General features: G+C 62.6%; 26 protein-coding genes. 15 read left to right on the forward strand and 11 right to left on the reverse strand.

Going from position 1 to position 26,672, the window contains the following annotated elements:
- The first annotated feature begins 171 nt into the window (after nt 1–171).
- The 3 genes from BRX37_RS21675 to BRX37_RS21685 all read left to right on the forward strand — a co-directional run bounded on the left by BRX37_RS21675 (nt 172) and on the right by BRX37_RS21685 (nt 1,592).
- The gene (locus BRX37_RS21675; RefSeq protein ID WP_125989405.1) at nt 172–741 is read left to right on the forward strand and encodes a recombinase family protein; all 570 of its coding nucleotides are present in this window, start codon (nt 172–174) and stop codon (nt 739–741) included.
- 75 nt (nt 742–816) lie between these two features.
- Nucleotides 817–1,323 carry a DUF6796 family protein gene (locus BRX37_RS21680; RefSeq protein WP_234791899.1) on the forward strand — a complete coding sequence of 169 codons (507 nt, stop codon included), beginning with the start codon at nt 817–819 and terminating at the stop codon, nt 1,321–1,323.
- Complete coding sequence (locus BRX37_RS21685; protein WP_017503288.1) at nt 1,320–1,592, forward strand: hypothetical protein; 273 nt, start codon at nt 1,320–1,322, stop codon at nt 1,590–1,592. The genes BRX37_RS21680 and BRX37_RS21685 overlap by 4 nt, the downstream gene beginning before the upstream one ends.
- 59 nt (nt 1,593–1,651) lie before the next feature.
- Here BRX37_RS21685 and BRX37_RS21690 read toward each other — a convergent pair whose 3' ends face one another.
- The 5 genes from BRX37_RS21690 to BRX37_RS21710 all read right to left on the reverse strand — a co-directional run bounded on the left by BRX37_RS21690 (nt 1,652) and on the right by BRX37_RS21710 (nt 6,480).
- On the reverse strand, nt 1,652–2,122 hold the full coding sequence (locus tag BRX37_RS21690) for a MerR family transcriptional regulator (RefSeq protein ID WP_017503287.1): 471 nt from the start codon (nt 2,120–2,122) through the stop codon (nt 1,652–1,654).
- Nucleotides 2,123–2,203: 81 nt separating this feature from the next.
- Nucleotides 2,204–3,880: a long-chain-fatty-acid--CoA ligase gene (locus tag BRX37_RS21695; protein ID WP_017503286.1), complete on the reverse strand. Its 1,677-nt coding sequence runs from the start codon at nt 3,878–3,880 to the stop codon at nt 2,204–2,206.
- Entirely contained in the window at nt 3,880–5,187 is a 1,308-nt protein-coding gene (locus BRX37_RS21700) for an OmpP1/FadL family transporter (protein WP_036526777.1), read from the reverse strand. The genes BRX37_RS21695 and BRX37_RS21700 overlap by 1 nt, the downstream gene beginning before the upstream one ends.
- A 32-nt stretch (nt 5,188–5,219) precedes the next feature.
- Complete coding sequence (locus BRX37_RS21705) at nt 5,220–5,624, reverse strand: DUF2147 domain-containing protein (RefSeq protein WP_026109759.1); 405 nt, start codon at nt 5,622–5,624, stop codon at nt 5,220–5,222.
- A 211-nt stretch (nt 5,625–5,835) separates the two neighbouring features.
- Nucleotides 5,836–6,480: a DUF3422 family protein gene (locus BRX37_RS21710; protein ID WP_125989406.1), complete on the reverse strand. Its 645-nt coding sequence runs from the start codon at nt 6,478–6,480 to the stop codon at nt 5,836–5,838.
- Nucleotides 6,481–6,762: 282 nt separating this feature from the next.
- Here BRX37_RS21710 and BRX37_RS21715 point away from each other — a divergent pair, with 282 nt between their 5' ends.
- The 10 genes from BRX37_RS21715 to BRX37_RS21760 all read left to right on the forward strand — a co-directional run bounded on the left by BRX37_RS21715 (nt 6,763) and on the right by BRX37_RS21760 (nt 17,080).
- The gene (locus tag BRX37_RS21715; RefSeq protein WP_125989407.1) at nt 6,763–7,899 is read left to right on the forward strand and encodes a thiolase family protein; all 1,137 of its coding nucleotides are present in this window, start codon (nt 6,763–6,765) and stop codon (nt 7,897–7,899) included.
- The gene (locus tag BRX37_RS21720; protein ID WP_125989409.1) at nt 7,896–10,247 is read left to right on the forward strand and encodes a 3-hydroxyacyl-CoA dehydrogenase/enoyl-CoA hydratase family protein; all 2,352 of its coding nucleotides are present in this window, start codon (nt 7,896–7,898) and stop codon (nt 10,245–10,247) included. The genes BRX37_RS21715 and BRX37_RS21720 overlap by 4 nt, the downstream gene beginning before the upstream one ends.
- A 45-nt stretch (nt 10,248–10,292) precedes the next feature.
- On the forward strand, nt 10,293–12,083 hold the full coding sequence (locus tag BRX37_RS21725; RefSeq protein WP_125989411.1) for an acyl-CoA dehydrogenase C-terminal domain-containing protein: 1,791 nt from the start codon (nt 10,293–10,295) through the stop codon (nt 12,081–12,083).
- Nucleotides 12,080–12,988, forward strand: coding sequence for a nitronate monooxygenase (locus BRX37_RS21730; protein WP_164522506.1), 909 nt, complete (start codon nt 12,080–12,082; stop codon nt 12,986–12,988). The genes BRX37_RS21725 and BRX37_RS21730 overlap by 4 nt, the downstream gene beginning before the upstream one ends.
- 9 nt (nt 12,989–12,997) lie before the next feature.
- Nucleotides 12,998–13,741 (forward strand): electron transfer flavoprotein subunit beta/FixA family protein, encoded by a 744-nt coding sequence (locus BRX37_RS21735; RefSeq protein WP_004206977.1) that lies wholly within the window; start codon nt 12,998–13,000, stop codon nt 13,739–13,741.
- 115 nt (nt 13,742–13,856) lie between these two features.
- Entirely contained in the window at nt 13,857–14,783 is a 927-nt protein-coding gene (locus BRX37_RS21740) for an electron transfer flavoprotein subunit alpha/FixB family protein (RefSeq protein WP_125989413.1), read from the forward strand.
- 8 nt (nt 14,784–14,791) lie between these two features.
- A complete protein-coding gene (locus tag BRX37_RS21745; protein WP_103096772.1) occupies nt 14,792–15,217 on the forward strand; it encodes a PaaI family thioesterase in 426 nt (141 codons plus the stop codon).
- 14 nt (nt 15,218–15,231) lie between these two features.
- Nucleotides 15,232–15,531 (forward strand): polyhydroxyalkanoic acid system family protein, encoded by a 300-nt coding sequence (locus BRX37_RS21750; protein WP_004206980.1) that lies wholly within the window; start codon nt 15,232–15,234, stop codon nt 15,529–15,531.
- Between the two features lie 102 nt (nt 15,532–15,633).
- The gene (acpP, locus tag BRX37_RS21755) at nt 15,634–15,873 is read left to right on the forward strand and encodes an acyl carrier protein (RefSeq protein ID WP_004206981.1); all 240 of its coding nucleotides are present in this window, start codon (nt 15,634–15,636) and stop codon (nt 15,871–15,873) included.
- Nucleotides 15,874–16,168: 295 nt separating this feature from the next.
- Complete coding sequence (locus BRX37_RS21760) at nt 16,169–17,080, forward strand: alpha/beta hydrolase family protein (RefSeq protein ID WP_125989415.1); 912 nt, start codon at nt 16,169–16,171, stop codon at nt 17,078–17,080.
- Between the two features lie 163 nt (nt 17,081–17,243).
- Here BRX37_RS21760 and BRX37_RS21765 read toward each other — a convergent pair whose 3' ends face one another.
- The 4 genes from BRX37_RS21765 to BRX37_RS21780 are packed head-to-tail and all read right to left on the reverse strand — an operon-like array spanning nt 17,244 to nt 21,917.
- The gene (locus BRX37_RS21765; RefSeq protein WP_004206985.1) at nt 17,244–18,374 is read right to left on the reverse strand and encodes an ABC transporter permease; all 1,131 of its coding nucleotides are present in this window, start codon (nt 18,372–18,374) and stop codon (nt 17,244–17,246) included.
- Nucleotides 18,371–19,534: an ABC transporter permease gene (locus BRX37_RS21770; RefSeq protein ID WP_004206986.1), complete on the reverse strand. Its 1,164-nt coding sequence runs from the start codon at nt 19,532–19,534 to the stop codon at nt 18,371–18,373. Before BRX37_RS21770 ends, BRX37_RS21765 begins: the two co-directional genes overlap by 4 nt.
- Nucleotides 19,531–20,568, reverse strand: a complete 1,038-nt coding sequence (locus tag BRX37_RS21775; protein ID WP_004206989.1) for an HlyD family secretion protein — start codon at nt 20,566–20,568, stop codon at nt 19,531–19,533. The genes BRX37_RS21770 and BRX37_RS21775 overlap by 4 nt, the downstream gene beginning before the upstream one ends.
- The gene (locus BRX37_RS21780; protein ID WP_237449773.1) at nt 20,565–21,917 is read right to left on the reverse strand and encodes a TolC family protein; all 1,353 of its coding nucleotides are present in this window, start codon (nt 21,915–21,917) and stop codon (nt 20,565–20,567) included. Before BRX37_RS21780 ends, BRX37_RS21775 begins: the two co-directional genes overlap by 4 nt.
- Before the next feature lie 16 nt (nt 21,918–21,933).
- On the opposite strand from BRX37_RS21780, the gene BRX37_RS21785 reads away from it, so the two are divergent.
- Nucleotides 21,934–22,647 (forward strand): TetR/AcrR family transcriptional regulator, encoded by a 714-nt coding sequence (locus BRX37_RS21785; RefSeq protein ID WP_237235357.1) that lies wholly within the window; start codon nt 21,934–21,936, stop codon nt 22,645–22,647.
- 76 nt (nt 22,648–22,723) lie between these two features.
- On the opposite strand, the gene BRX37_RS21790 is transcribed toward BRX37_RS21785, so the two are convergent.
- Both BRX37_RS21790 and BRX37_RS21795 read right to left on the reverse strand, forming a co-directional pair.
- Nucleotides 22,724–23,380: a helix-turn-helix transcriptional regulator gene (locus BRX37_RS21790; RefSeq protein WP_164522507.1), complete on the reverse strand. Its 657-nt coding sequence runs from the start codon at nt 23,378–23,380 to the stop codon at nt 22,724–22,726.
- Nucleotides 23,352–25,076 (reverse strand): hypothetical protein, encoded by a 1,725-nt coding sequence (locus BRX37_RS21795; protein ID WP_125989419.1) that lies wholly within the window; start codon nt 25,074–25,076, stop codon nt 23,352–23,354. Before BRX37_RS21795 ends, BRX37_RS21790 begins: the two co-directional genes overlap by 29 nt.
- Nucleotides 25,077–25,286: 210 nt before the next feature.
- On the opposite strand from BRX37_RS21795, the gene BRX37_RS21800 reads away from it, so the two are divergent.
- Entirely contained in the window at nt 25,287–26,660 is a 1,374-nt protein-coding gene (locus BRX37_RS21800) for an aldehyde dehydrogenase family protein (protein WP_277788685.1), read from the forward strand.
- Nucleotides 26,661–26,672 lie beyond the last annotated feature (12 nt).

The following is a 26,672-nucleotide window of genomic DNA, read 5'->3' on the forward strand; positions in this document are numbered from 1 at the left end:
GGTGCACACGAGTATTGAGCATAGTCGAGATTGGTGCAGATCACTTCTGATATTGAACTGTCAGGAGCTGGCTGCACAACAGCCATTACGCCCAATCAACTGGTGCAGTCGTCTTCTGAAAATGACACCCTCCATAGCGTCCACAGAACGACCGTTTGGGAGACGTGCGGCATGGGTGATATTCTGGGCTATGCCCGCGTCAGCACCGGCGATCAGGACGTTGCGGGCCAGACCATGCGTCTGGAGAAGGCTGGCGCCATCAAAATCTTCACCGATGTCATTTCAGGTAAGAGCATGGAACGGCCCGGTCTGGCTGAGCTAATCGCCTATGCCCGCAAGGGTGACACGCTGGCGGTGGTCTGCCTCGATCGGCTTGGGCGCTCGCTTGCCGAACTTCTCACCACGGTTGAGACGCTACGCAGTCAGGGCATCGCGCTCCTGAGCCTTGAAGAAAAGATCGACACTTCGTCAGCTGCCGGCGAGCTCATCCTCCATGTGTTTGGGGCCATCGCCCATTTTGAGCGACGGCTGATTTCTGAGCGAACCAGAGATGGTATTGCCGCCGCCCGTGCTAAGGGCAAACAGCCTGGCCGTCAGCCGCTGGACATGTCCAAAGTGGATGCGGCCATCAAGCTGGTCGAAGCTCGTATCTCGCCTACCGAAGCAGCGCGGCAACTCGGCATCGGCCGATCGACCATTTATCGCGAAATGCGTAGGATGGGAATCGAACGGCCCGCCTGATTAAGCGTCCGTCCGTTCGCATCGAGCGTTCGCCATGCGTTCTCGCTTAGCGTTGTTTAGCGTACTTTCCACGCTATGCCCTCCTGCTGGCATCTGCTCGAAGGGCTGCGTCCGGCGATGGGCTGGTGGCGCTGGCTGACCTTCGTCCTGCTGGTCGCCGGCATCGCCTGGTCTCCGCTCGGCCATGCGGGCTTCTACTATGTCGGCATGGCCTACAAGACGATCCTCGAAACGCCGGCCGCGGCCCATGGCGCGCTGCTCGATCTCGGCCAGCACTTCTACCATGTCCTGCTCATCGCCTGGTTGATGCCGATCGTGACGCTGGGCCTGGCGCTGCTGCTCCTCGGGATCGTCATCGCGCTGGGCCGCACCGCCTGGCCACGCTGGTTCGCAGCGCTGGCCAATCCCGTCTCGCTGGTCGCGATCGGCATGCTGATCGCGCGCATCCTGCCCGAGCCGGCGCACACCTGGCTTGACGGCGCCGCGTTCAACCTCGGCTGGCTCGTTGTCTATGCCGTCTCGACGGCGCTGCTCTGGAATGGTGGCCGTTCGCCGGTCGCATCACGGGACGAAGCAGCATGACCGAAGCTGCGACAGCGACAGGCGACGAACAAGTGGGGGAGGAAGCATCAGGCGCTTTCAGCATGAAGCCACTGATGTTCGAGACCTTCGTCTGCTCGATGGCGATGATGTCGTTCGTGGCGCTCGCGGGCCCCATCGCGCGCGTGCTCGGCCTCGAGCCATGGCAGGTCGGCGGGGCGATGACCGCGTCGGGCATCGCCTGGATGATCATGGCGCGGTTCTGGGGCGGCCTTAGCGATCGGCGCGGCGCTCGTCGCTTGACGGCTTGATTGGATCGGGGGCGCCGCGATCAAGCGTTACCGCTCGGTTAGAGAATGGGATGACCAAATTATCGCTGCAACTTTGCCATCGCTTCCACTTCGATGGTTGTAAGCTCGTCGATTGTCAGGTCGAGCGCAGAGCGCTGCGTCTTCAAGTCGACCAACCTTTCCCGGATGCGGGCAATCAATCGCTCCATTTGCTCCTTATGCTCGGGATCGGCATCGTAGAGATCGAGAAACTCCTTGATTTCCTTGATGGAGAAGCCAAGGCGTTTGCCGCGCAAAATCAGCTGTATGCGTCCGATCTCACGCCTGGAATATGCCCGGGTACTGCCTACCCGTTGAGGGGCGATAAGCCCCTCCTTTTCGTAGAAGCGTAGCGTGCGAAGTGTCAGTCCGAGTTCCTGAGCGACATCCTGGATGCCGTACACTTGTAAATCCGCATCCTTTGCGCGGGTTCTCCCCTTGTGCGTGGGGTTGTCGCGATCCGCGTCCTTAAGCGTTTCATCGTCCTCGGCGAGGTGGAGCGAGTTCCCCATGCCATCCACTCCCTGTCCTCCAATCACGGCTACCCTACCACTCAAGCGCATAAGCCTCGTAGCTTGACAGGGGATAGAGGCTCAGGCGAGCTTTTTGTTCTCCTCCTCGATCAAATCCTTCTTCGAAAGTTTGCCGATCAACGTCTTGGGCAGGCTGTCCCGGAATGCGAAGGCCTTGGGCATCTCGATCTTGCTGAGGCGATCCTGCAAAAAGACCTTGAGTTCATCGACGGTCAGGTTCGATCCCTCGTGCAGCGCGATGAACAACTTGGGAGATTGACCTCTGTAGGCGTCAGGAATCGCGATTGCGATCGCCTCCTTTACCGCCGGGTGCTGGTAGGCCGCATCCTCGATGATCCGGGGATATACATTATATCCGCCACAGAAGATGATGTCCTTGATGCGGTCGACGAGGAAGAGATAGCCATCCTCATCAAAATAGCCGATATCGCCGGTTCGTAGCGCGCCATCGACGAAGACAGCACTGGTTTCTGCAGGGCGCTGCCAATAGCCCTTCATCACCTGAGGGCCGCGGGCGCACACTTCTCCGCGTTCTCCCTGGGGAAGAACCCGCGAGGGATTCTCCGGATCTCGGATCTCGATGATGGTGCCGGGGAAACTTGGGCCGCAGCTATTGTCCTTCACCGTCCCAAACAACGGGTTGCAGGCGATGATCGGGGCGGTTTCGGAGAGCCCATATCCTTCCACGACCCTGGCACGCGTGCGTGCCTCGAACTCCTCGCGTACCTCGAGCGGGAGCGGTGCGCCGCCGGATATACAGGCGCGCACGGCCGAGAGATCGGGTATCTCGTCGTCCGGAAGCGCGTTCAGGGCAACATAGATCGTAGGCACGCCGAAGAACTGTGTCGGCGGCTTGCGCTTCATCGTGTTGAGAACCTGCTTCATCTCAAACCGTGGCAGCAGGACGATTTCGGCGCCGATTTCGACTGAGAAGTTGAGCACCGTCGTGAGTGCGAAGACGTGAAACATGGGCAGGACGCCGAGAGTTCTCTCCTGCTGCGGGCGAAGTCCTCCCACATGCACCACCATCTGGGCGCTGTTCGCCGTGAGGTTGGCGTGGGTCAGCATTGCGCCCTTGGGCACGCCGGTTGTGCCTCCGGTATATTGAAGGACCGCGACATCATCAGGGTGACGTTCTACCGCGTCAGGTTCGGCATCATGGGCGAGAAGCGCCTTGAGCCGGACATGAAGGCCTTCGTCGAGTATCCGCGCGTGGTCTTTTCGCTTGAATAGCGCAAAGCCCAGGCCTTGCAGCCAGGGCAGCATATCCCTCATGCCGCACAACACGATCTTGTCCAGCCCGGCACGTGGCGCGACGGCTTGCACTTTCTCGTGGATTATCCGGACGTCCGGTACCGCCATCATGCGCGTTCCCGAGTCCCGGATCTGATGCTCCAGTTCGCGCTCCGTGTAGAGCGGGTTGAAGTTGACCACGATCGCACCCACGCGCAGCGCCGCGAAGTACAATATCGCGAAATAGGGGCAGTTCGGCAGGCACAGGCCGAACCGATCGCCCTTGCGCAGCCCCTGATCCTGCAATCCACGTGCTGCACGGCGAACGAGTTGCCCCACCTGCGCATAAGTCCAGGTTCGCCCGAGAAAGTCGATGGCGACGCGTTCGGGATAAAGGTTCAACGCATTGTCGAGGAGGTCGGTCAGGAGCCGTGGCGGAATTGCCGGTTCCGGTATCGACGGGAAGGCGCTGATGGCGGGCTGGGGCATGGCGATCTCCAGCATCAGAAGTGGAAACGTCCGCCGAGTGACAGCACGACGGCGTGCGCGTCCTCGAGCTTGCCGTCCATCAGGATCGGCGTCTGCACGGCCGTGCCGGCATAGGCCGCTGTCGTGCGATCAATAGTCGTATCCTTGAACGTAATATACGCTGCGCCCGCATCGAGCGTGAACCGGGAAGACACGGCATAGCTTGTGCCGGCAGCGAAATTCCAACGGTTGCTGTCAGGCACTCGAGCGTCCCGATTGCCGTTGCGCGTCGGGGTCTGGGCGTGTTGAACGCCGGCACGAACGGTCCAGGCTGGTGTGACCGCGTAATCGATGCCGCCTGCGAAGCTCCAAGTGTCCCGGTAATTTTCCGGGATTGAAACGTTGAGCGGCGCGCCGAGCCGGATAGCGTCGAATTTCGACCAACCCATGCGGGTCACCTGACCGTTGAGGGTGACCTTGGGCGACACCGCCACGCGCGCTCCGAAGATCGCCTGCCAGGGGGTCTCGAACGTGGCGTTTGCATTCACTACGCTGTTTTGCCCGGCGAGCGGACCAAGAAGACCGGTCGTCGTCACCGAACCGTCGAGATTATGCTTCACGCTCGACTTGTAGCTGGCGCCCAGTTGCATGGGGCCGGCGCGATATTGCAGCCCGGCCGACCAGCCAAGATCCCAACCATTGCCTTTCAGCTCCTGGTGGCCGTCGGCGAGAAGAGGCGATAGGTTCGGCAGATAGTTGGACAATGATGCGTCGGCATATTCGATATTAAGCGCGGCGCCGATGCTGAGATTTGGCGTAACGAGGTAGGCGATCGATGGCTGGATGTCGTATGTTCGCAGCTTGGTCTTGTCGGCGCTATACCGTGCCCAGCTGTCGGCATCATAATTGGTTGTGAAGCTATAAGGGGAGGCGACGGTCAGCCCCAAAGCGAGCCGTGATGTCAGGCCGACGGCTATCGCGCCGGAGGGTAGTACGCCATTATTGATCGGATCACGAGAGCGTTGGCTCCCGCCTACAGCCGCAGCCGACTGCCCGGGACGGACAATGAGCGTGTTGACATTGTCAACCGACCCTTTGGGAAGGATTACGCTTACGGCCTGGTGGGCATCGACTCCTTCCATGCCTGCGATCGCAGCCGGATTCCACCAGAGGGACTGTACGCCCTGGTCGGCGACCTCGCCCGAAAAGGCTCGTCCGGCACCTCTGGACGATTGTTCCTGAAGGTAAAAGGCCTGCGCGCTCGCGGCTTGCGGCGCGAGCAATCCAGCCGCCACGGCCGATGTTGCGATCCCAACTTTCCAATTTTTGCCTGCCACGCCCATCTCCCCTTTCGTGATTGTCAAATTCCTCGTGCTTATCGGAGGCGCGTCCATGTCTGCGTCTTGCACAGGGGCCAGACGATGCAGCCCTTGAGGCGCAAATGATCCCGATCGGCTAACGTGACCGTCGCGCTGTATGTACCGCCATCCTCAGCGTTGTAGATGGAACCACCCGACCAACTGCCCGACTTCCACGTAAAACCCTGCAGAATCTGCAATCCACGAAGCGGACGACCGCGCAACGCAGCGGTCTTGTTCTTTTCGTCACGTAGTTCGGGGTTGGCTTTGATCCCGTCGGAACTGATCAAGGCACCGCAGATCGATTGCCCGCAGCGGGTGATTTCCACGACGCCATGACGGCTCTCGGTTTGCCAGCGACCGACAACGGTGTCGGCGGGCAATGCAGTGCTCGAAGCCAGTAGTGTCAGAATGATCGACATTGTTCCTCTCCGCGCGCCTTCAGGCGACCGTCTGTTTCACGTCTGGAGCCAATATGCGGCAAATCAGCGTCCCATAACCATCTCAATGACGTATAGGTAAGTCAATAGCTCAATGCGTCATCAAAATGCCTATTAGGTTGTGTGCGAATTGGAGGGGGCAGGCGCTGCTGGCCCCGTCGTCAGGGTTCGGGCGTGTTCGTGTGTGACGCCGTCAAGCTATTGATCTGTGCGTGCCTTCAAGCAAGGAAAGATTGCGATAATTGCCCAGTTCCTGAATGCGCTGGATGGAACGCGACACTTCGCCGTCAGCCGCCCCGTTCGCGGCAACGACCAGGCGCCCGTAGCCGCCGGCGTGAATGCGAAAGTCGCTCCAGATCCGGACGCTATCCCCGATGATGCAGGAGACGAGATGGCCCGGATGGAAGTCGGCCCGATCGACAACCGGCTCGGCGTAGCTATCGTTCGCCACAACGACGATGTGGGTTGCGCGGATGATCAGGCCCGGCAGCGTTTCCATCCACTGCAAGGTATCACTGAAGGGGCCGACGTCGGGAGCAGACCAGAACTGCGCGTCCGCGCTGACCGAGGTTGACGTTAGCGTCGTGGTGACCGCTTCACTGTGCCTTTCCCAGGCCAGCCGCCCGTTGGCGGACCACTCCGTTTCCAGGTGGCGCAGGTTGCGATCGAGTCCAGAGGCACATCGCTGCTGCAGGATCAGCCATTCCTTCTCCCGGTCATTCTCATCGACCAGGCGAACCGTCTGAAATGCCATGGCGGGCAATTCGAGTGCAGGAAAACGGCGCAGATGCATTTCGCCGACGATCTGACGCCGGAGGGGATGCTCAGAAAATCGCATGTGTGCGCCTTCGAAAACAGGTGCAGTGGCGCTTGGGGAGAGGCGCAGCCGTCGATAAGACGGGCGCGAGCATCATCGCCGGGATGAGAGTGCGCGGTTTTTCACTGGCGAGCATCCGTACGTTCCTCGGCCAAGACCTCCGATATCAAGCCTCCCGGGAACCGGTGCATGACGATTCCCTCGACGGCGTGAGAAGAGTGCCAAAGATTTTAGTTGACGTAAACGTCATTTCACGCACCATTAGGTAATCAGATGTCCGATTCCCTGGAGAGGCTATCATCGATGCGTAATGTGGTTGTTGCGGGCTATGCCCGGTCCCCCTTTCACCTGGCAGGCAAGGGCGCGCTGGCGCGCGTCCGCCCTGACGATCTGGCCGCTCAGGTCATTCGCGGACTGATTCAGCAGACCGGCGTGAAGGCCGAAGATATCGAGGATATCGTGCTGGGCTGCGCTTTTCCTGAAGGCGAGCAGGGCTTCAACATCGCGCGCCTTATCGGTCTTCTCGCCGACCTGCCGCTCTCTGTCGGCGGCATGACCGTTAATCGCTTCTGCGGATCGTCGATGAGCTCGGTCCACATCGCTGCGGGCCAGATTCAGCTTGGCGCCGGCGAGGCCTTCATCTGCGCGGGCGTGGAGTCGATGAGCCGCGTGCCGATGATGGGGTTCAATCCGCTGCCGAACCTCGAGCTCGCGAAGAAGAGCGCCGCCTATATGGGCATGGGCGACACGGCGGAGAATATCGCGACCAAATATCAGATCACCCGTGCCCAGCAGGAAGCCTTTGCGGTCGCCAGTCAGGACAAGGCGGCCGCGGCTATCGCGGCCGGCAAGCTCGAGACCGAGATCGTGCCGATCACGACCAAGGCGGGCGTGGTCGACAAGGATGGCACGCCGCGTGCCGGCACGACGACGGAAACCCTCGCCGGGCTGAAGCCGGCCTTCAGCCAGGACGGCACGGTAACGGCGGGAACGTCCTCGCCGCTGACCGATGGCGCAAGCGCAATCCTGGTCACGAGCGAGGATTATGCGCGCGCGCATGGACTGCCGATCCTTGCCCGCATCAAGTCGGTTGCTGTCTCTGGCTGCCAGCCGGAGATCATGGGCATCGGACCGGTCGAGGCCTCGCGCAAGGCGCTGCAGCGGGCGGGGCTCAGTGTGGACCAGCTTGACGTTGTCGAGCTCAACGAAGCCTTTGCGAGCCAGTCACTGGCCTGCATCAGCGACCTGGGGCTTGACCAGTCGAAGGTCAATCTGGACGGCGGCGCCATCGCGATAGGCCACCCTCTGGGGGCGACCGGTGCGCGGATCGTGGGCAAGGCCGCGGCTCTGCTGAAGCGCGAAGGCGGCAGCTATGCGCTTGCCACCCAGTGCATCGGCGGCGGTCAGGGCATCGCCACCGTGCTGGAGGCGGCGGAATGAGCGAGCAGGCCATCAAGCCAGTCGGCGCCCCGCCGGAAACCATCAAAAAGGTCTGCGTGATCGGCGCAGGCGTCATGGGCGCCGGCATCGCAGCGCAGGTCGCCAATGCCGGCGTGCCGGTGCTGCTGCTCGATATCGTGCCCAAGGAGGGCGGCGATCGTGACGCCGTGGCGAAGGGTGCGGTCGCGAAGATGCTGAAGACCGATCCGGCGCCCTTCATGTCGAAGGCTGCGGCGAAGCTCGTTGAAACGGGCAATATCGACGACCATCTCGAGCGGGTGGCCGAATGCGACTGGATCGTCGAGGCGATCGTCGAACGGCTCGACATCAAACAGGCGCTCTACGCCAAGCTCGAGCAGCTCAAGCGTCCGGGCACGGCGGTATCGTCCAATACCTCGACGATTCCGCTTGGCCATCTGGTCGAGGGGCGGGACGATCAGTTCAAACAGGACTTCCTGATCACCCATTTCTTCAATCCGCCGCGCTACATGCGGCTCAGCGAAATCGTGACCGGCCCCGACACTGATACGGCTGTGGCGAGGCGCGTCTCGGATTTCGTCGATCGAAAGCTCGGCAAGCGCATCGTGCCGGCGCGGGACACGCCGGGCTTCATCGCCAATCGCATCGGTACCTACTGGCTGGCCGTCGCGATCAATGCCGCGATGGACCAGGGGCTGACGGTGGAGGAAGCCGACCAGATCGGCGGAAAGCCGATGGGCGTGCCCAAGACCGGCATTTTCGGCCTTGTCGATCTCGTTGGCGTCGACCTCATGCCGCTGCTCACGAAGAGCCTGTCCTCGACGCTGCCGGCAGGTGACGCCTATTTCGACACGGTGAGGCCGATGCCGCTCGTCGACAGGATGATCGCGGAAGGCTTTACCGGGCGGAAGGGCAAGGGCGGTTTCTACGCGTTCGACAAGGCGACGAAGACCAAGAAAGCGCTCGATCTCGCGACCGGCGAATATCGCGTATCGGTGAAGCCGGCTTCCTTGCCGGGCCGGGCCGAGAAGGACCTGGCAGCATTGGTTGCTGCGTCCGGCAAGGTCGGCGCCTATGCCTGGGAAATTCTCGGCAAGGTTCTTTCCTATGCCGCGAGTCTGGTCGGTGAAGCTGCGGACAACATCGTCGGCATCGATGACGCGATGAAGCTCGGCTACAACTGGAAGTTCGGGCCGTTCGAACTGATCGATCGCCTTGGGCCGGGCAAGCTCGCCGAACGGCTGGCCGCCGAGGGGCGGGATGTTCCCGCGATCCTCAAGGTAGCCGGAGATCGGCCTTTCTACCGGGTGCAGGACGGCCGTCGGCAATATCTCGATGCCGCCGGCGACTATCATGATGTCGTGCGGCCCGAGGGCGTGCTGCTGCTGGAAGACATCAAGCTCCATAGCCAGCCGATCCTCAAAAATGGTTCGGCGGCACTCTGGGATGTCGGCGACGGCGTTGCCTGCCTTGAGTTCACCGGCAAGATGAACGCGCTCGACGGCGATGTGATGAAGCTGATCGGTCAGGCGATCCCGGTCGTGCAGGACAAGTTCAAGGCGCTCGTCGTCTATAATGAGGGCAGCAATTTCTCCGCCGGCGCCAATCTCGGTCTTGCTCTGTTCGCACTGAACATCGCGGCATGGGGCGAGATCGAAAAGCTCGTCGCGGGCGGGCAGCAGGCCTACAAGGCGCTCAAATATGCGCTGTTCCCGGTCGTGAGCGCTCCGGCCGGCATGGCATTGGGCGGCGGTTGCGAGATCCTGCTCAACAGTGATGCCGTGCAGGCCCATGCCGAAAGCTATGTGGGTCTGGTCGAGTGCGGCGTGGGTCTGATCCCTGGCTGGGGCGGATGCGGTGAAATGATCGATCGCTGGCGCTCCAGTCCCGGCATGCCCAAGGGGCCGATGCCGGCCGTAGCCAAGGTCTTCGAGACGGTATCGACAGCCACTGTGGCAAAGTCGGCCGCCGAGGCGAAGGAGCATGGCTTCCTGCGTCCCTCGGACGGCATTACGATGAACCGGGACCGTCTGCTGGCGGACGCCAAGGCGAAGGCACTGGAACTGGCCGACGGTTACAAACCGCCTGTGGCTCCGGAATTCCGCTTGCCTGGCGCGGGAGGCAAGTCCGCTCTTTCGATGGCTGTCGAAGGCTTCCAGGCCCGTGGCCTCGCCACATCTTACGATGGTGTCGTATCCGGCGCGCTCGCCGACGTCCTGACGGGCGGCGAGAAGGATCTCATCGACATCGTGACCGAAGAGGATCTGCTGGCGCTCGAGCGCAAGGCCTTCATGCAACTGGTGCGCGACCCGCGGACCCAGGCGCGCGTCGAGCAGATGCTCGTCACCGGCAAGCCGCTGCGTAACTGATTGGCGGCCGGCGGCCGGATGGCCGACCGGTCAGGAGATATAAATATGCAAGTCTATGACGCCCCGTTGCGCGACATGCGCTTCGTGCTCAACGAACTCCATACCGATGACGGCTTCGGGGATATTCCCGCGCTGTCGGAGTTCACACCGGATCTGACCGATGCCATCCTCGAGGAGGCGGCGCGCTTCTGTCGCGACGTCCTGTTGCCGATCAACCGGTCGGGCGACGAGGAGGGGTGTCATCTGGAAAACGGCGTTGTGCGGACGCCGGCGGGGTTCGCGCAAGCCTATAAGCAGTTCGCCGAAGGTGGCTGGACCGCGCTCGCATCCGATCCGGAATGGGGTGGGCAGGGGCTGCCGGAAGCGGTCAACAAGCTGGTCGAGGAGATGATCTGCTCGTCCAACCTCTCCTTCGGCCTCTACCCGGGCCTCACCCATGGTGCCACCACTGCGATCGAGGGCCATGGCAGTGACGCGCTCAAGCAGGCCTACCTGCCCAAGATGGTGAGCGGCCAGTGGTCCGGCACGATGTGCCTGACCGAGCCTCATTGCGGTACCGATCTCGGGCTCCTGCGCAGCCGCGCGGTCCCGCAGGGCGATGGCAGCTACAAGGTCACCGGCTCCAAGATCTTCATCTCCGCCGGTGAGCATGACCTGACCGAGAATATCATCCATCTCGTGCTCGCCCGCCTGCCCGACGCCCCCAAGGGCGTGAAGGGCATCAGCTTGTTTCTCGTCCCCAAATATCTGCCCAGGGAGGACGGTACTCCCGGTCAATCGAACGGCGTCGCCTGCGCCGCGATCGAGCACAAGATGGGTCTCAAGGCGTCGGCGACGTGCCAGATGAACTTCGATGATTCGATCGGCTGGATCGTCGGTGAGCCTGGCAAGGGCATGGCCGCCATGTTCACGATGATGAACACGGAGCGTGTCTCCGTCGGCATCCAGGGCCTGGGTGTGGGCGAGGCGGCGTATCAGGCGGCGGCCTGGTATGCGAAAGATCGTATTCAGGGTCGGGCGCTCTCGGGACCCAAATATCCCGATCAGGCAGCCGATCCGATCATCGTTCACCCCGATGTTCGCCGCATGTTGATGACGATGCGGGCTTATAATGAGGGATGCCGGGCGCTCTCGGCCTGGGTCTCGCGCGCCCTGGACGCGGAAAAACATTCTCCCGAACCCGAAGTGCGCCAGCGTGCGAGTGACTTCATTGCGCTCATGACCCCCGTCGTCAAAGCGCTCTTCACCGACCTTGCGTTCGACAGCGCGAACCTTGCGGTCCAATGCTATGGTGGCCACGGCTACATCCGCGAAAGCGGCGTCGAGCAATATGCCCGTGATGCCCGGATCACCATGATCTATGAGGGGACGAACGGCGTTCAGGCGCTCGATCTCGTCGGCCGCAAGCTCGGCGCCCATATGGGCCGCTATCTGCGCAGCTTCTTCCATCCGGTGTCGGCTTTCATCGAGGAAAACAACGTCGACGGACCGATGAAGCCGATGATCGAGGCGCTCGCCAAGGCGTTCGGGGCGCTGCAGCTTTCGACGGCCACGGTCGCGCAGCGGGCGCTCAAGGATCCCGAAGAGGCGGGCGCGGCGTCGGCGGACTATCTGCGTCTGATGGGCCTGGTGGCCATGGGCTATTGCTTTGCCAAGGCGACCAAGATCGCAGGCTTGCAGCTCTTCTTCGGCAGCGAGGACAAGCGCTTCTACGATGCCAAGATCAAGACGGCGACGTTCTTCTTCGAGCGTATCCTGCCTCAGGCGACCGCCAGCTTCCTGGCGATCAAGGCGGGCAAGAAGTCGCTGATGGCGCTGGAAGACGACGTGTTTTGACGCTTCCGGCAAGCCTCGAAAAGCGGCTGGCCATTCCAGCCATCGTTGCGCCGATGTTCCTTGTGTCGGGACCGGACCTTGTCGTCAGTTGCTGCGAGGCGGGACTGCTTGGTACTTTCCCGGCGCTCAACCAGCGCACCAGTCAAGGTTTCGGTGAATGGCTGGATGAAATCGAGGAGCGGCTGGCTCCCATGCCGGGAGCGGCGCCCTTCGGCGTCAACCTCATCGTCCATAAGAGCAATCCGAGGCTCGACGCCGATCTGGAACTGATCGTTCGGCACCATGTGCCATTGGTCATCACCTCGCTCGGCGCCATCGCGGATCTTGTCCAGGTGGTTCAGGGCTATGGCGGGCTGGTCTTTCACGACGTGACGAACGTGCGTCATGCGGAAAAGGCGCTCGAAGCTGGCGTCGACGGTCTGATCGCGGTCGCTGCCGGCGCGGGGGGACATGCCGGCACGATGAGCCCGTTCGCACTGGTTGACGAGATACGGCGCTTCTTCCAGGGGCCGCTGGCGCTTTCCGGCGCCATCACGCGCGGCCACCAGATCGCGGCCGCGCAGATGATGGGGGCCGATCTTGCCTATATCGGATCCCACTTCATCGCGTCGGAAGAGAGTCTCGCCTCGCCGGCACAGAAAGACATGGTGATCGGGGCCGGACCAGCGGATATCGTCTATACGGACCGGGTCACCGGCGTCGGGGCCAATTTTCTCCGGCCCTCGCTGGAAGCCGCGACTCTCCCTGAGCCACATGGCGCGCTTTCGGCTTCGGAGGAGGCCAAGGCCTGGAAGACGATCTGGTCGGCAGGCCACGGTGTCGGCGCTACCACTGCCGTCCAACCGGCCCGATCCATCTGTGAGAGACTCATTGCCGAATATCAGGCGGCATTACAATCAGAGTAGGATTGATCCATGAAGGTGCTTGTGCCCGTCAAGCGGGTTATCGATTATAATGTGAAACCGCGCGTGAAGGCGGATGGGACGGGCGTCGATTTGGCGAACGTGAAGATGTCGATGAACCCGTTCGACGAGATCGCCGTCGAAGAGGCTATCCGCCTCAAGGAAAAGGGAGTCGCGACCGAAATCGTGGTGGTGTCGATCGGCGTCGCCAAGGCGCAGGAAACGCTGCGCACCGCGCTCGCCATGGGGGCCGACCGCGCGATCCTCGTCCAGACTGACGATGAGGTCGAGCCGCTCGCCGTCGCCAAGATCCTGAAGGCCATCGCCACCGAGGAGGCTCCGGGCCTGGTGATCCTCGGCAAGCAGGCCATCGACGATGATGCCAATCAGACCGGCCAGATGCTGGCAGCCCTTCTCGGTTGGGGGCAGGGCACATTCGCCAGCAAGGTCGAAGTATCGGGCGAGACTGTCGCGGTGACCCGTGAGGTGGATGGCGGTCTGGAGACCGTAAGCCTCAAACTGCCGGCGATCGTGACGACCGATCTGCGTCTCAACGAACCGCGCTATGCGAGCCTGCCCAATATCATGAAGGCCAAATCCAAGCCGCTGGCGACGAAGACGCCGGCCGATCTCGGTGTTGAGATCGCCTCGCGCCTCAAGACGCTCAAGGTGACCGAACCCCCCAAGCGCTCGGCGGGCATCAAGGTGGCCGACGTCGATGAATTGGTCGCCAGGCTCAAGGAAATGGCGATTTGATAAACTTTCAAACGCGCCGAACTTGCCGAACCTCTCCCATGCAAGTGACGGCGCACCCCGCTTCATCCTGTGCGCACAGAGATGAAGCGGGGGCGGATTTCTCGGAGAATAAGTTATGAATACGCTCGTCTGGGTTGAACATGACAATGCGTCGGTCAAGGATGCGACGCTATCGGCCGTCACCGCCGCTGCCAAACTTGGTGAGGTCCATCTGCTGGTTGCCGGTGCGGGCATCGGCGGCGTGGCCGAGGCTGCTGCGAAGGTCGCGGGTGTCGCCAAAGTCGTAACGTTCGACGATGCGGCGTTCAAACACGCTTTGCCCGAGAATGTCGCGCCGGCCGTCGCGGACCTGATGCGCGGCTATGACGCGTTCGTGGCGCCTTCCACTTCGAATGGCAAGAACATCGCGCCGCGCGTGGCGGCCTTGCTTGATGTGATGCAGGTCAGCGACATCCTGTCGGTGGAAAGCGCTGACACGTTCACGCGTCCCATCTACGCGGGAAATGCGATCGCGACGGTCCAGTCGTCTGATGCAAAGAAGGTTATCACGGTGCGTGGCACAGCCTTCGAGAGGGCGGCCCGCGAGGGTGGCTCGGCCAGTATCGAGGCTGCGACGGGCACGGATGCGGGACTTTCCAGCTTCGTGGGTGCCGAGATCGCCCAGTCCGAGCGCCCGGAACTCACCTCGGCCAAAATCATCGTCTCGGGCGGGCGAGCGCTGGGCTCGGCCGGGCAGTTTCATGGCGTGATCGATCCGCTGGCCGACAAGCTGGGCGCGGGTGTGGGCGCAAGCCGCGCGGCGGTCGATGCTGGCTATGCGCCCAACGATTTTCAGGTCGGCCAGACCGGCAAGATCGTGGCGCCGGAAGTCTATGTCGCCGTCGGCATATCGGGTGCGATTCAGCACCTTGCTGGCATGAAGGATAGCAAGACCATCATCGCGATCAACAAGGATGAGGACGCGCCCATCTTCCAGGTCGCCGATATCGGCCTGGTCGGCGACCTCTTCAAGATCGTTCCTGAACTGACCGAAAAGCTTTGAGGTAAGCGATGACCGGTCTGGAAGAGATCGAACAGTTTATGGCGGCCGGCACCCGGCCGCCCATGATGGACCTGTTCGACATCGATCTGCTTGAGGCGGAGGAGGGGAAGGTCGTCTTTGTCGCGACGCCCACCTCGCAGACCTACAATTTCATGGGCATCGCCCATGGTGGCTATGCCGCGACGCTGCTGGATTCGGCCTGCGGCATCGCGGCGAACTCCGCGGCCCAAGTGCCCATCAACTGCGTCACGCTCGAACTCAAGGTCGCCTATCATGCGCCCTTGACCGACAGGGTCGGGATGGTCCGTGCAATCGGCCAGGTGGTGTCGATGGGCAAGAGGGTGGCGCATACCGAGGCGCGTCTGATCGACATGGCCGGCAAACTCTATGCCTCCGCGACATCGACCTTGCTGCTCGTCGATCGGACGGCCTGAACAGGAAAGAAGATATGGAAGTCGTTATCCCGCACAGCCTTGGTAAAATCGAAGCGAAGAGCAGGATCGAGGCCGGCCTGCCCAAGCTGGCAGCGCATATCCCGGGAGGCGGTTCGCTCAGTTCCGAGTGGGTATCGGACTACGCACTACACTTGGTCATCGGGGCGATGGGGCAGAATATCCCGGTGCAACTCGACATTGAGGATAGCGAGATTCGCGGCGACGTCAGCGTACCGCTGTTCCTCAAAATGATGTCAGGACAGATTTCGGATTTTGTGAAAACGAGCGCCGAGAAAATGCTCAGCAAGGCATGATGAATTTACTGGCCGCAGGACAATATCGTTGCTCTGCGATGATTGAGTTTACGAGAATCTGCCCTGTTTCCTAGCCGATAGTGTCCGCGCGAGGGCTTTGTGATGGAAGAAATCGCTCCCCGAGTTTTCAGGATCATTAGCCGTCAGCTCGGCGTCTATCCGGATCAGATTGCCCTTGCTTCGTCTTTCTACGATGACATCGGCGTGGATAGTCTCGATGTGCTGGAAGTTGTGATGGCGCTTGAAGACGAATTCGGACTCACTATCCCGGATGAAGCCGCCGGTGAGGTCAAAACAGTAGAGGATGCGGTCAAGCTGGTCGAAGCATGGATAGCCAAGTGAGATAAAACCCACGATCCTCTGAAACCGCAATTCACGACGACAATGAAATCTAGACAGCTCTTTGGTCGCCTGACGTATCACTTCCATGATCAAGGCTACCGTGATCGCGCATAGCCGCCATATGCTTTGCGCCAGAAACGGGATTTCATCTATCGCTTTGCCCACTCGATGACGGAATGGTGTTTCCGAAAAGAATATAGCGAACCATGTTATCTAATGACGAATCGCTGTCTTCTCACATTTGACGAACTGGCTGGTAACGTCGGAGCGGGAAGATGCATGAAAGAGGTAGATCATGCGATACCGTTCATTAGGCCTGGCTACAGTCTTGATTGTCACGAGCACCGCTTGGGCGCAAACGCCGTCGGATAACCAACATGCGCTGATCGGACCGCCCCAACTCCACGCCCTTCCCGTCACCGCTCCGACGCTCGTCGAGGCCTATGGTCCTGATCCTCTGCAGATCGGTGAACTGCGCTTGCCTGCAGGTCCTGGCCCGTTTCCCGTCGTCATGGTCATTCACGGTGGCTGCTGGACCAAAGGCTATGAGACACTGGCAGGCACGGCGCCGTTGGCGAGCGCCTTGACGGACAAGGGCGTGGCGACATGGAATATAGAGTATCGACAGGTTGGTGACACCCGCGGCGGGTGGCCTGGGACCTTCCAGGATTGGGGAGCGGGGCTCGATCACTTGAGGGTGCTGGCACGAACCCAGCCTCTGGACCTGAAGCATGTGGTGACGGTGGGACATTCGGCCGGCGCCCACGCTGCCCTGTGGCTGGCGGCCCGTCCCAGATTGCCTGCCGACAGCGAGGTCCGCGGCGCTGATCCACTGAAGGTTTCCGCCGCGGTCGCCATCGACGGCCCAGGCGACCTGCGAACCCTGTACGGGTTCGACAAGGATATTTGCGGCCGCCCGATCTTCGTCAACCTGTTCGGGGGCGCTCCTGACGCACAGGCGGGCCGCTACCGTCAGGCAAATCCGATCGAATGGCTGCCTCTGGCCGTGCCTCAATTCATGGTCGCTTCCGTCGTGCTGGAGCCTTCAGCCGCGCAAGCCTATGCAGCAGCCGCACAGTCGGCCGGCGATAAGGCGACGGTGATCACCCTGGAGAATGCGGGCCACTTCAACATGCTTTCGCCTGCGGACCCCACCTGGGCGCCGGTAGAGGCCGCGATCCTCGCGGCGGCGAAAGCAGAGCAATAGTCGAGGCAGCCTCCGGTTTATCCCCATCTCGGTGATCTCTATCTGATGAAGCCCTGCAGAGGTCCGCTTCGAACACCTCCCCCTGGGTTGCGCCAAGGTCGCGTCGGCCGGGGCGAGAGGGTTGCACTTGGGGTGCCCCTGACGATCTCGTTCCATTGAGGCGTCAGTCAGGCTTGAGAGGCTGAAGGTCCGGCGCGGAAATCTTCGTGAAGCGCCACCAGGCCAGGCCTCCGTAGACCAGAATGAGGATGGCGAGGTTGAGCACCTCCCGCGTCTGCTCGGCAAGGCTCGCGCCCATCTGATTGAGCCCGACCATGAGATGAATGCCCGCGGTGGTTGGCAGGAGGCGCGCGAGGAGCGCCAGCCAGGCCGGCGTCGCCTCCGCCGGCCAGGAGAGACCCGCGAGGAAGAAGATGGCGAGCGACGTGCCCATCCACAGTTGCAGGGGTCGTTCCCGTGTCCGGAAGAGGCTGGCCAGCGCAAGCGCCGCCGCCACAGTCGCGCCCACGAACAAACTGCCGCCCACGATCAAGGCGCCAGGAGAGCCGGCGGCGCGGGGATAGTCCTGAAACCAGAACACAAAACCCGCATAATAGGCCACGTCGGCCCAGCCGATCACGAAGAAGGCCAGGGCAATTCCGATAAGGGTGCGCGAGGGCAGACGAAAGCGTCCCAGTGTCTCGCGCAGGGTGGCGGCGAGCATCGTCAGGCCCATCAGCAGGGTCTGGTGAATGATGAGGAAGCCGACCCCGGGGAACACCGTGCTGCCATAGCCTTCGCGCGTGTTGAACAGCGGGCGCTGAACGAGCGACAGGGCAGGGCGGGCGGGTGCGCCCTGCGCCATGGCCTGATCGCTCGCCGCCTCGCCGGCGATCGTGGTGACCGCCAGGCCGATGCCTGACAGCGCCGTGCTGCTGCGCAGCAGATAGGCGCCGTTGCCGTAGAGCGCGACCGTGCCCTGGGCGCCGTTCAGAATATGTCGCTCGAACCCCTCGGGGATGATGACCACGGCCCCTGCGCCGGTCGTCTCGAGCCAGAGCCGGGCGGCTCCTGGAGAGGCCGGGCGCGCGGCAAGATCGGCCTGCTGGAGCGCTGCGATCCGGCGCACGAGACTGCGGCTTGCGCCGCTGTCGTCGAGATCGACGACGGCCACCGGAATGCGGACCGCGACCTCCCCGGAATAGGCTGAAGGGTAGAAGAAGGAATAGAGGATCGTCGACACGACGATCAGCATGAAGGCGGAGCGGTCGGAGAGAACGGCGCGGAAGGTAGCGAGGAAGGCGCGGCCGATCATCGTCGTCCCCAGACCTCCGGGCTCATCCGCGCCGAGACATAGCGCGGCAGCCCGGCGCCCGAGCCGACGACGAGAAAGGCAAACAGCGCCAGGATCGATCCAAGAGATGCGAGCACGGGTGCGCCGATCATCCATTGCTCCGCGACCAGCCGCGCGAAGCGGGTAAAAGGCAGCAGCGCGCTCCATAGCCGGGCGAAGGCGGAGGCCGACTCGATCGGGAAGATCGCCCCGGCGAAGGCGAAGGAAGCGCCCGCATAGAGGGCGGTCATCGACAGCGCCTGCCCCATGGAAAGGGTGGCCCCGACGATGAACAAGGCCATGCCCGCATAGGCGAGATAGAGGGCGAGATAGCCGCCCATCAGCATCGCCACGCTCCCTTGCACGGGCCAGCCCCGGTAGACCGCGAGATAGCCGGTCGCAAGCGCCCCCCAGAGCAGGAAGATGAGGATATAGGGCGCGATCTTGCCGGCGACGGCGGCGACCGCCTCGCCTCGAGGCCCTGCAAGCCATGCTCCGATGGTCCCGTCCCGCAGCTCGCGACCGAGCGCGCTCACGACCGCGATCATGAACAGCAGGTGCAGGAGTGCGGGGTGGATCAGGGCGACGAGTTGCAGCTCGTAACTGGCCTGCGGGTTGTAGAGGATCCGGCTCTGCACGCTCACCGGCTGCGGCCGCACACGCGCGGGACCGGCGATCGCGGCGCTTTGCTCCCCGGCCAAGGCCTTTGCGTGGGCCTGGACCACGGTGCCGACTTCACGCAACACCGAACCCGAGGGCGTGGAATAGCTCGCATTGTAGAAGAGGAGGATCTTGCCGGTCTCGCCGCGCAGCACGGTGCGCTCGAGATCACGCGGGATCAGGACCACGGCATAGGCGGCGTTGGAGCGGACCAGATGCTCGGCCTGTGCCATGTCCGGTGGCCGCGCCGCGACCTTGAGCCCGGGTGACGCCTCCAGCTTGCGGGTGAGGTCGCGCGCGACGCCGCCGCCGTCCTCGTCGACCACGACGATCGGCAGGTTCCGCATGACGCCTGCCGACAACTGGACCGCGACGATCGCCAGCAGCAGCAGAGGCAGCCAGGTGACCAGCGCCAGATCCCAGACGCTGCCGCGCAGGAAGGCGGTTTCGCGCCGGGCGCTATCGACGAAGGCCCGGATCATTGCGGCCAGTCGAACAGGACCGTCATGCCGGGGCGCAGCCCATCGACCCGCGACACGGGCGACAGGCGCACGTCAAAGCTCTTCACGTCAAAGCCGCTCGACTGGCGGGTCGCGCGCCATGTCGCGAAATCGCCGGCGGGCGCGATGTAGAAGACCCGAAACTGGGCGCAACGATCGCCGAGCGCAGGTATGCGGCCGGTCAGGACCCGTCCCCGGCGGATCGCACTGAACTGATCTTCTCTCAGGGTGAGCGTCACCCAGGGATGATCGATGTCGGTCAGGACGAAGACGGGAAATCCCTGCGGCACGAGTTCGCCCGACTGCGCCAGCCTGCGTCCGATCTCACCGTCCGACGGCGCGAACACCCGGGTTTCCTTCTCGGCCGCCTCGACTTCGGCCAGGGCGCCGCGCGCCTGGCGCACCTGTCCGCTCGCGGCCTGCCGATCCTGTCGCCGCGCCCCGGCCAGCGCCAGATCATATTGCGCGCGCGCCGCTCGGGCCGCTTCATTGGAGGCCAGGGCGTTTGCGCGGCTCTCGTCGCGTTTCTGCCCCGCCAGCACACCCTGTTCAAAGAGGCGCTCGGTGCGCTGATAGGTGGTCTGGGCGAGGTCCGCCGCCGCCTGCGCGCGTCGCCACTGGGCCTCGGCAGCCCGGATATCCTCCGGCCGTGCGCCTTCATCGGCCTTGTCCGCATTCGCCTGCGCGGCGGCGAGCGCGCCGCCGGCCTGTTCGGAGCGGGCTTCGACCTCGGGACTGTCGAGCGTATAGAGCAGCTGTCCCGTCTTCACCGGCTGGCCTTCCTCGACATGAAAGGCCGTGATCCGAGCCGAGACCTTGCTCGTGATCCGCAGTTCGCGGGCCTCGACCATGCCCTGGAGCTGATCGGGAACCGGGCGATAGGCCAGCCAGAGACCGAGGCCGAGAATGACCACGACGAGGAAAGCAATGAGCGGCAGCAACTTGCGCTTCCGCCCGGTCGGAACCGGCGGAGCCGTCTCGTCCGGGGTGACCAGGGTTTCCGATGTGGCGGTCATGGCGTGACCCTTTCACCCTGGTCGATATAGTCCGGCAATGTGGCGATCTGACCGCTGACGTGGAGAAGCTGGGCGAGCGCGACAACGAAATCATATCCGGCCTGGGCGCGCTGGATCCGGGAGCGGGCAAGACCGAGCTGCGCATCGATCACGTCGAGCGAGGTTGTCTGCTGCTCCTGATAGCCGAGGGTCTGGACCCGCAGATTCTCCTGCGCCGCAGTGATGGCCGTGTCGGTCAGCTCAAACCGCCGTCGCGCGGCTTCCGCATCGTTCCAGGACCGCGTGACGCCGATTTCGATCTGGGTGCGGGCTTCGCGCAGGCCCGCATTGGCTTGCGTCACCGTTTCCCGCGCGGCCTGCACCGCTTGCGAGCGGCCCACACCGGAGAAGAGCGTGTAGCGCAGCCCGACGCCCACCGACCAGTCGGGATCGGTCAACAGCGTGTCGCGCCGATCGAAATTATACTGGGCGAAGCCATAGATCGTAGGCCGGAGCTTGGCGCGCTGAAGGGCCACCCCCGCTTCAGCCTGGTCTTCCAGCGCGCCGAGCCGATCCAGTTGGGGATGGGCGCGCAGGGCCGCGTCCACATAGGTGTCGAGCGAACGGAGCGGCTGACGGATCACGAAGATCGGGGAGACGGGATCGACGCCGGACGGCGCCCGCAGCGCGCCGGCAAGCGCTACCTGCGCACTCGCGAGATCGGCCTGCGCCTTTTCCAGTTCGCGCGCGGCGTCGTCGCGCGCTACCTGCGCCTGGAGGCGTTGGGCCCGGCTTATGAACCCTTCCTGTTCGAGCTTGAGGGCGTCCGCGACATGCCGCTCTAATCCCGCAAGCGCATCACGGCGAACATCGCGCACGCGCTCGAGCAACTGCTGGCCGAAATAGAGCTGGGTCATCTGCAACAGACCGTTGTCGATGACGATCTGGCGTTCGGCGCGCGACTGTCCCAGTTGCGCCGCGGCGCCCGCCTGGGCGGCGGGAATCTGGCCGCCGGAATAGAGCGGCAGCGTCGCCGTCACGATCGGCCGGGTGCTGGTGCGCTCGATCTCGAAGCGCAGGGGGTCAGAGATGGAATAATCCTGGGCCACGTCCGCCAGCGGGCCGAGCGGCAGATAGAGGGTTTTCTGATAGCGGATCATCTGTCCTTCGAACTCGACGGTCGGACGCCGCAACGTGCTCGTGGAGCCTTTCTGGGCCTCCTTGCTGCGCACATCGGCGTCGGCGCCCTGGATCGCGTCCGACCGCTCGAGCAGCCTCGCCTGGGCGCTTCGATAATCGAGATCAAGCCTGTCGATCGTTTGCGCCTGCGCGCCCTGACAGACCGCAGTCGCCAGCGCGGCAACCAGCATCGAACATCGCAAGGTCATGAAGAACGTCTCCTGCTCCCGCACGGTAACGTTGACATCCAACCGACTCAATACATATTTGTATCGAAATGCTCCCGCCCGTGATCCCGTGAGCCGCCGCCCGGCACGAACGCGCCCGACCCGGGCGCAGACCCGGGAGCGCATCCTGGATGGCGCTCTCGAGGCCTTCGCCGAACGTGGCTTCCATGGCTCCACCCAGGAAGATATTTGCGAGCGCGTCGGTCTGAGCCGGGGGGCCTATAATTCCAGCTTCCGATCCAAGGACGAATTGTTCTTCGCCCTCTATGACCGGGTGATCGAGCGCTTGCAGTCGAGGCTGGAGGAGGCGACCGCTTGCGCCCTGTCCATGCCCGGCTCGACGGCCGACAATTTCCTCAAGGCCTTTATCGCCAGCTATCCGTTCGATCGGGACTGGTATCTGCTCCAGGCCGAGTTCGGCCTCTATGCCTTGCGCCATCCTGCCATGGCGAGCCACTATGCCGAACGGCAAGGACGGATCCTCGCCATCATCGAGGGCGCGCTCGCCGACATCCTTCGCGAGGACTCCCGCATCGTTGCCCGGGGCCTCCCGCGCATCGCGCGACTGATCCTGGCTGTCCACGAGGGAAGCATGTTCCAGGGCCTGCTCGAACCGCACGAGGTCGCAAGCGGAGAGCTTCTGGACTTTCTCGTGGATCTCATGCTGGCGAGGGCGGCAACGAGAGTCGACTAAGAATGGATTGCTGATCTTGCCTTGCGGGAGGCCGCGCAACAGCATGCCTGCCTCTATTTGTGACGTGGGAGATCGTTTAGTGAAGGAGACCGCGCTGTATCGCCGTGGCGACGGCCTGGGTGCGCCTGTTGACAGCGAGACACTTGAAGATCGCGCGAAAATGCCATTTTACGCCATCTTCGCCGATACCCAATATGTTGGCGATCTCCGCGCTCGTAAGACCATCCCGCGCCAGGCCGAGGATATGGAGTTGGCGGCGAGACAGGTCGGATCCTTCGGTATGTTGTGAACTCGGCAAGTGATGTTGTGCTGCGGACCGATCAAACCTCGCCTTTACGGCCCATCCCGCGTGAATATGCTCCAGGATATTCCGGAACTCCCGCGCTGTTTCCTTCAGTCCTGTGCTGTCGCGAATTTCCGAGGCCTCTTCCGCTGACCGTATGGAAAGTTGCAGCGCCTCTTTACGTAGATGCAGCACCGAACGCAGCATGAGGGTTTTGAGTATGATATGTTGCCATCCTGCCCTGCGGATGCGGGCCAGGATACGGTCCGTCAATTGGCGCGCGAGGTGATCCTTCCCGTCGGCAAGCGCCCGCGTCGCAGACAGAAGCATGCACTCGACGTCCGCAATGGCGAGGTGAGCCGAAGTGATGGCGTCGTTCCTGGGAATATTGGGGATGGTGACCGATCGACCCGACGCGATTTCATGTTCCGCAGTCAGGATATCGGCCATGAGTTGCAGTCGCGGCATGTGGTCGCGTACGGCTTTCACGTTCAGTTCGGTCAGGATTTTTTTCGCAGAGGTCCGCATCTCCGGCCAGACGAGCGGCCCGTAATATGGCCCGTGCCGTATGAATGCGGACGTCGACGATCTGGTCGCAGAAAAGCAACGGCCATTCCAGTTCTGCCAGAGGCACGCCGCTTTCGGCCAGCACAGCGAGGCGCAATGTTTTCAGCGTCTGCTCGGCGACCGGGGAGACCATATCCGTCAGATGCGCGTCGATCCTATTTCGTGCGGGAATGATCTGCCCCTGCGTCAGCAGGAGCAGCACTTCGGCAATCTTTGCCCAGTCGCGGGAAAAGCCCTGATCGGCCAGGGCACAGGCTTGATCCAGTAGGGGACGTAGTGCCGCGAACTCGGCCGCGTTCGACTGGCTCGCCACGATGCTCGCGAGGCAGGCCAGGGCGGAGGCCTTCATCATCGGATTTTCCCGGGCGTGCAGCTCGAGCCATTGCCGGCAGAGCATTTCCGCCCGGACGACATCGTCCCTCAGCGCCGCTGTCGTCGCACCGAGCAGCGTCAGCAATTCCTCATGCGCATCCGTGCGTGACAGCAACTTCAAAAGGTGCGTCGCCCCTGCATGCTGCTGCTGGAAGGAAAGGGCCCATATCTTTCCCAGGCCAGCCATGGGATTGGTCAGCAACGCTGTGTCGGGCACGCCCTCGAGCCAATGGGCCAACTCATCGATACGGCCTTGTCGCAGGGCGACATCCATGACGATCTCACCGCCCAGCCCCCGCGCCCAGGCCGGATCGCCGGCCCGCAGCGAAAGCGCTATCGTTTGCGCTGGCCGGCCGGCGCGCCAGTGATGAAAAGCCGCACGTTTTAGAAGATGGCTTGGAGAGGAACGAAGCTGCGACTGTCCGCTCAAGGCAAGATGGTGTCGCAGCGCCGGATTGAGCGCAAACATTCCGTCACTGTCCGGCCTCAATAGGAGGCATTCGCGTTGCGCACGTGCGATCCATTGCGCGCCGTCGTGGACGCGCAGGGCAAAATCGTGGCTTTCGGCATCGAGGGGAGCGATTAATGCCGCCTTTTTCAGCCATGTGCGCAGAGCGGGCGATAAGGGCGCCAACACCATCTGATCGAGATAACAGATGATCTCGGGCCATAAATGCAGTGGCTGCATCCGGTAGGATACACGGCCCGCGATGCGGCACAATGCGGGCCAACCCTGTGTGTCCGATATGATCCGGTCGAGGGCTGAAGGGACCCGGATCAATTCCTTCAGATCCTGGGCGCGGCAGGCCAGGGCATCGGGGCCGACTTCCTGCCAGTCAGCGTTGAGGACGCCAAATCCCCAGGGGGCGGAGGTTGCAAGGACCGCTCGCCAATCATCGGGAAGAGCATCCATCATGTCTCTTGTCAGCGTTTCGAGATGCGGCGCTTCCTGAACATCATCGAGGCAAATAATCCCGGGCCTGTCCTGATGCCATATCCATTGGAGAATGGACTCGATGTCCGCGGCGGTTCCGGCCTGAAAGGCGAGGCGACGCAGGGTGCCCTTCTTTGTGTCGTCGCTTGCAAGACTTGCCCAAAGCGCCGGGCGACCAGTGTCCGCCGCCTCCTTCCAACCGGCCGCGAGCGTCGCCGATTTGCCGTAGCCGCAAGGTGCGCGCAGCAGGCTGACGCGCGCGGTCAATTCCACACGGCGAAGTGCCGTTTCCGCCAGTCGCGAAAGCAGCGTTGGAGTCCATTCGGTTCCCAGGCATGTCGGGTCGATACTACATGTTCGTGTAGTTCCTTATTGCTTTTGCGCTCGTAAGACTCGCGCGAAGGTCATGTTTTCGACGAGAATGAAATGATTGAAGAGAGCCATTCGATTTCGCAGGAACCCTGTGATGGCCGCCCGGTGGAAATGCTCTTCACCGCGCAAAAGGCAATGTCGGACGAGCGCCGGATGCGCTTTGGCCTTGCTGAAAGACGCGCTGCGCTGGCGCGCCTCGCGGCTGCCATACGAAAGTTCGAAGGGGAGATCGTCCAGGCCATGGCGACCGACTTCGGCAAGCCGGAGGCCGAAGTGTTTCTGACGGAAATTCTTCCGGTCATGCAGGAAATCCGCCACAGCCGTCGTAATCTGCGCCGATGGATGCGGCCAGTCCATGTCGGACCGACATTGATCGGTTTCGGCACGGCCGGACGGATCGTGCCGCAGCCACGCGGCGTGTGCCTTATCATCGCGCCCTGGAATTACCCATTCAATCTCTGCCTGGGGCCGCTTGTGTCCTGCCTTGCTGCCGGCAACAGCGCTATCCTGAAGCCTTCGGAGATGACACCTGCTACCTCGGGCGTCATCGCGCGGCTGATCGCCGACACATTTCCGCCAGACTTGGTTACCGTCGCCCTCGGCGGGAAGGAGATGTCTCAGGCCCTGCTCGCGCTGCCCTTCGATCATATCTTCTTCACCGGCAGCCCCGAGGTCGGGAAAGTCGTAATGCAGGCAGCCTCCCGCCACCTGACCTCCGTTACGCTGGAACTGGGTGGCAAGTCGCCCACGATCGTGGGACCGGATGCCGACATAGAGACGGCCGCCAGTTGGATCGCCTTCGGCAAATTCTCCAATGCCGGTCAAACCTGCATCGCGCCCGATCATGTGTTCGTCCACGCTTCGATCCGCGACCGGTTCGTGGAAGCGCTGCGCCGCCGGATCGCCGCCGCTTATGGTTCGGGCATGACGAGCCCCTATCTCGCAAGGATCGTCAATGATCGCCATGCGGACAGACTGGGGGGCCTGATTGCGGATGCCCTGGCCACGGGCGGGCGGATCATTGTCGGCGGCGAAAGGCAGGGAAGGGCGCTGGCGCCCACAGTGCTGGAGGCGATCGCTCCCGAGGCGGCGATCGACCATGAGGAGATATTCGGTCCCGTCCTGCCGGTCCTGACCTATGATGACATTGAAACCGTGATCGGTCGGATCAACGCAAGACCCAAGCCGCTGGCGCTTTATGTGTTCGATCGTGACCGGGCGAGAGTGGATCATATCCTGGCGGCCACGACTTCCGGCAGTGCAGGCGTCAACCTTACCATCGTCCAATACGTCCACGATCATCTGCCGTTCGGCGGTGTGAACAATTCCGGGATCGGGGCGGCACATGGCCATCACGGGTTCCGGACTTTCAGTCATGAGCGCGCCGTTCTCCAGAACCGCTTCTCCGCTCTGCCTCTCGTCTTTCCTCCCTATTCGGGCCGGGCAGCGCGTCTGATCCGACTTGCCAAACGCTTTCTGGGGTAAATCCATGTACGA

This window comes from Sphingomonas sp. S-NIH.Pt3_0716 (assembly GCF_003950715.1).
In the GTDB taxonomy this organism is placed as follows: Bacteria; Pseudomonadota; Alphaproteobacteria; order Sphingomonadales; family Sphingomonadaceae; genus Sphingobium; species Sphingobium yanoikuyae_A.

What these genes read in the sequence shown, in the direction of transcription:
- BRX37_RS21675 (WP_125989405.1), top strand. Translation starts at nt 172, where the DNA reads ATGGGTGATATTCTGGGCTATGCCCGCGTCAGCACCGGCGATCAGGAC.
- BRX37_RS21680 (WP_234791899.1), top strand. Translation starts at nt 817, where the DNA reads ATGCCCTCCTGCTGGCATCTGCTCGAAGGGCTGCGTCCGGCGATGGGC.
- BRX37_RS21685 (WP_017503288.1), top strand. Translation starts at nt 1,320, where the DNA reads ATGACCGAAGCTGCGACAGCGACAGGCGACGAACAAGTGGGGGAGGAA.
- BRX37_RS21690 (WP_017503287.1), bottom strand. Translation starts at nt 2,122, where the DNA reads ATGGGGAACTCGCTCCACCTCGCCGAGGACGATGAAACGCTTAAGGAC.
- BRX37_RS21695 (WP_017503286.1), bottom strand. Translation starts at nt 3,880, where the DNA reads ATGCTGGAGATCGCCATGCCCCAGCCCGCCATCAGCGCCTTCCCGTCG.
- BRX37_RS21700 (WP_036526777.1), bottom strand. Translation starts at nt 5,187, where the DNA reads ATGGGCGTGGCAGGCAAAAATTGGAAAGTTGGGATCGCAACATCGGCC.
- BRX37_RS21705 (WP_026109759.1), bottom strand. Translation starts at nt 5,624, where the DNA reads ATGTCGATCATTCTGACACTACTGGCTTCGAGCACTGCATTGCCCGCC.
- BRX37_RS21710 (WP_125989406.1), bottom strand. Translation starts at nt 6,480, where the DNA reads ATGCGATTTTCTGAGCATCCCCTCCGGCGTCAGATCGTCGGCGAAATG.
- BRX37_RS21715 (WP_125989407.1), top strand. Translation starts at nt 6,763, where the DNA reads ATGCGTAATGTGGTTGTTGCGGGCTATGCCCGGTCCCCCTTTCACCTG.
- BRX37_RS21720 (WP_125989409.1), top strand. Translation starts at nt 7,896, where the DNA reads ATGAGCGAGCAGGCCATCAAGCCAGTCGGCGCCCCGCCGGAAACCATC.
- BRX37_RS21725 (WP_125989411.1), top strand. Translation starts at nt 10,293, where the DNA reads ATGCAAGTCTATGACGCCCCGTTGCGCGACATGCGCTTCGTGCTCAAC.
- BRX37_RS21735 (WP_004206977.1), top strand. Translation starts at nt 12,998, where the DNA reads ATGAAGGTGCTTGTGCCCGTCAAGCGGGTTATCGATTATAATGTGAAA.
- BRX37_RS21740 (WP_125989413.1), top strand. Translation starts at nt 13,857, where the DNA reads ATGAATACGCTCGTCTGGGTTGAACATGACAATGCGTCGGTCAAGGAT.
- BRX37_RS21745 (WP_103096772.1), top strand. Translation starts at nt 14,792, where the DNA reads ATGACCGGTCTGGAAGAGATCGAACAGTTTATGGCGGCCGGCACCCGG.
- BRX37_RS21750 (WP_004206980.1), top strand. Translation starts at nt 15,232, where the DNA reads ATGGAAGTCGTTATCCCGCACAGCCTTGGTAAAATCGAAGCGAAGAGC.
- acpP (WP_004206981.1), top strand. Translation starts at nt 15,634, where the DNA reads ATGGAAGAAATCGCTCCCCGAGTTTTCAGGATCATTAGCCGTCAGCTC.
- BRX37_RS21760 (WP_125989415.1), top strand. Translation starts at nt 16,169, where the DNA reads ATGCGATACCGTTCATTAGGCCTGGCTACAGTCTTGATTGTCACGAGC.
- BRX37_RS21765 (WP_004206985.1), bottom strand. Translation starts at nt 18,374, where the DNA reads ATGATCGGCCGCGCCTTCCTCGCTACCTTCCGCGCCGTTCTCTCCGAC.
- BRX37_RS21770 (WP_004206986.1), bottom strand. Translation starts at nt 19,534, where the DNA reads ATGATCCGGGCCTTCGTCGATAGCGCCCGGCGCGAAACCGCCTTCCTG.
- BRX37_RS21775 (WP_004206989.1), bottom strand. Translation starts at nt 20,568, where the DNA reads ATGACCGCCACATCGGAAACCCTGGTCACCCCGGACGAGACGGCTCCG.
- BRX37_RS21780 (WP_237449773.1), bottom strand. Translation starts at nt 21,917, where the DNA reads ATGCTGGTTGCCGCGCTGGCGACTGCGGTCTGTCAGGGCGCGCAGGCG.
- BRX37_RS21785 (WP_237235357.1), top strand. Translation starts at nt 21,934, where the DNA reads ATGAAGAACGTCTCCTGCTCCCGCACGGTAACGTTGACATCCAACCGA.
- BRX37_RS21790 (WP_164522507.1), bottom strand. Translation starts at nt 23,380, where the DNA reads ATGGCCGATATCCTGACTGCGGAACATGAAATCGCGTCGGGTCGATCG.
- BRX37_RS21800 (WP_277788685.1), top strand. Translation starts at nt 25,287, where the DNA reads ATGCTCTTCACCGCGCAAAAGGCAATGTCGGACGAGCGCCGGATGCGC.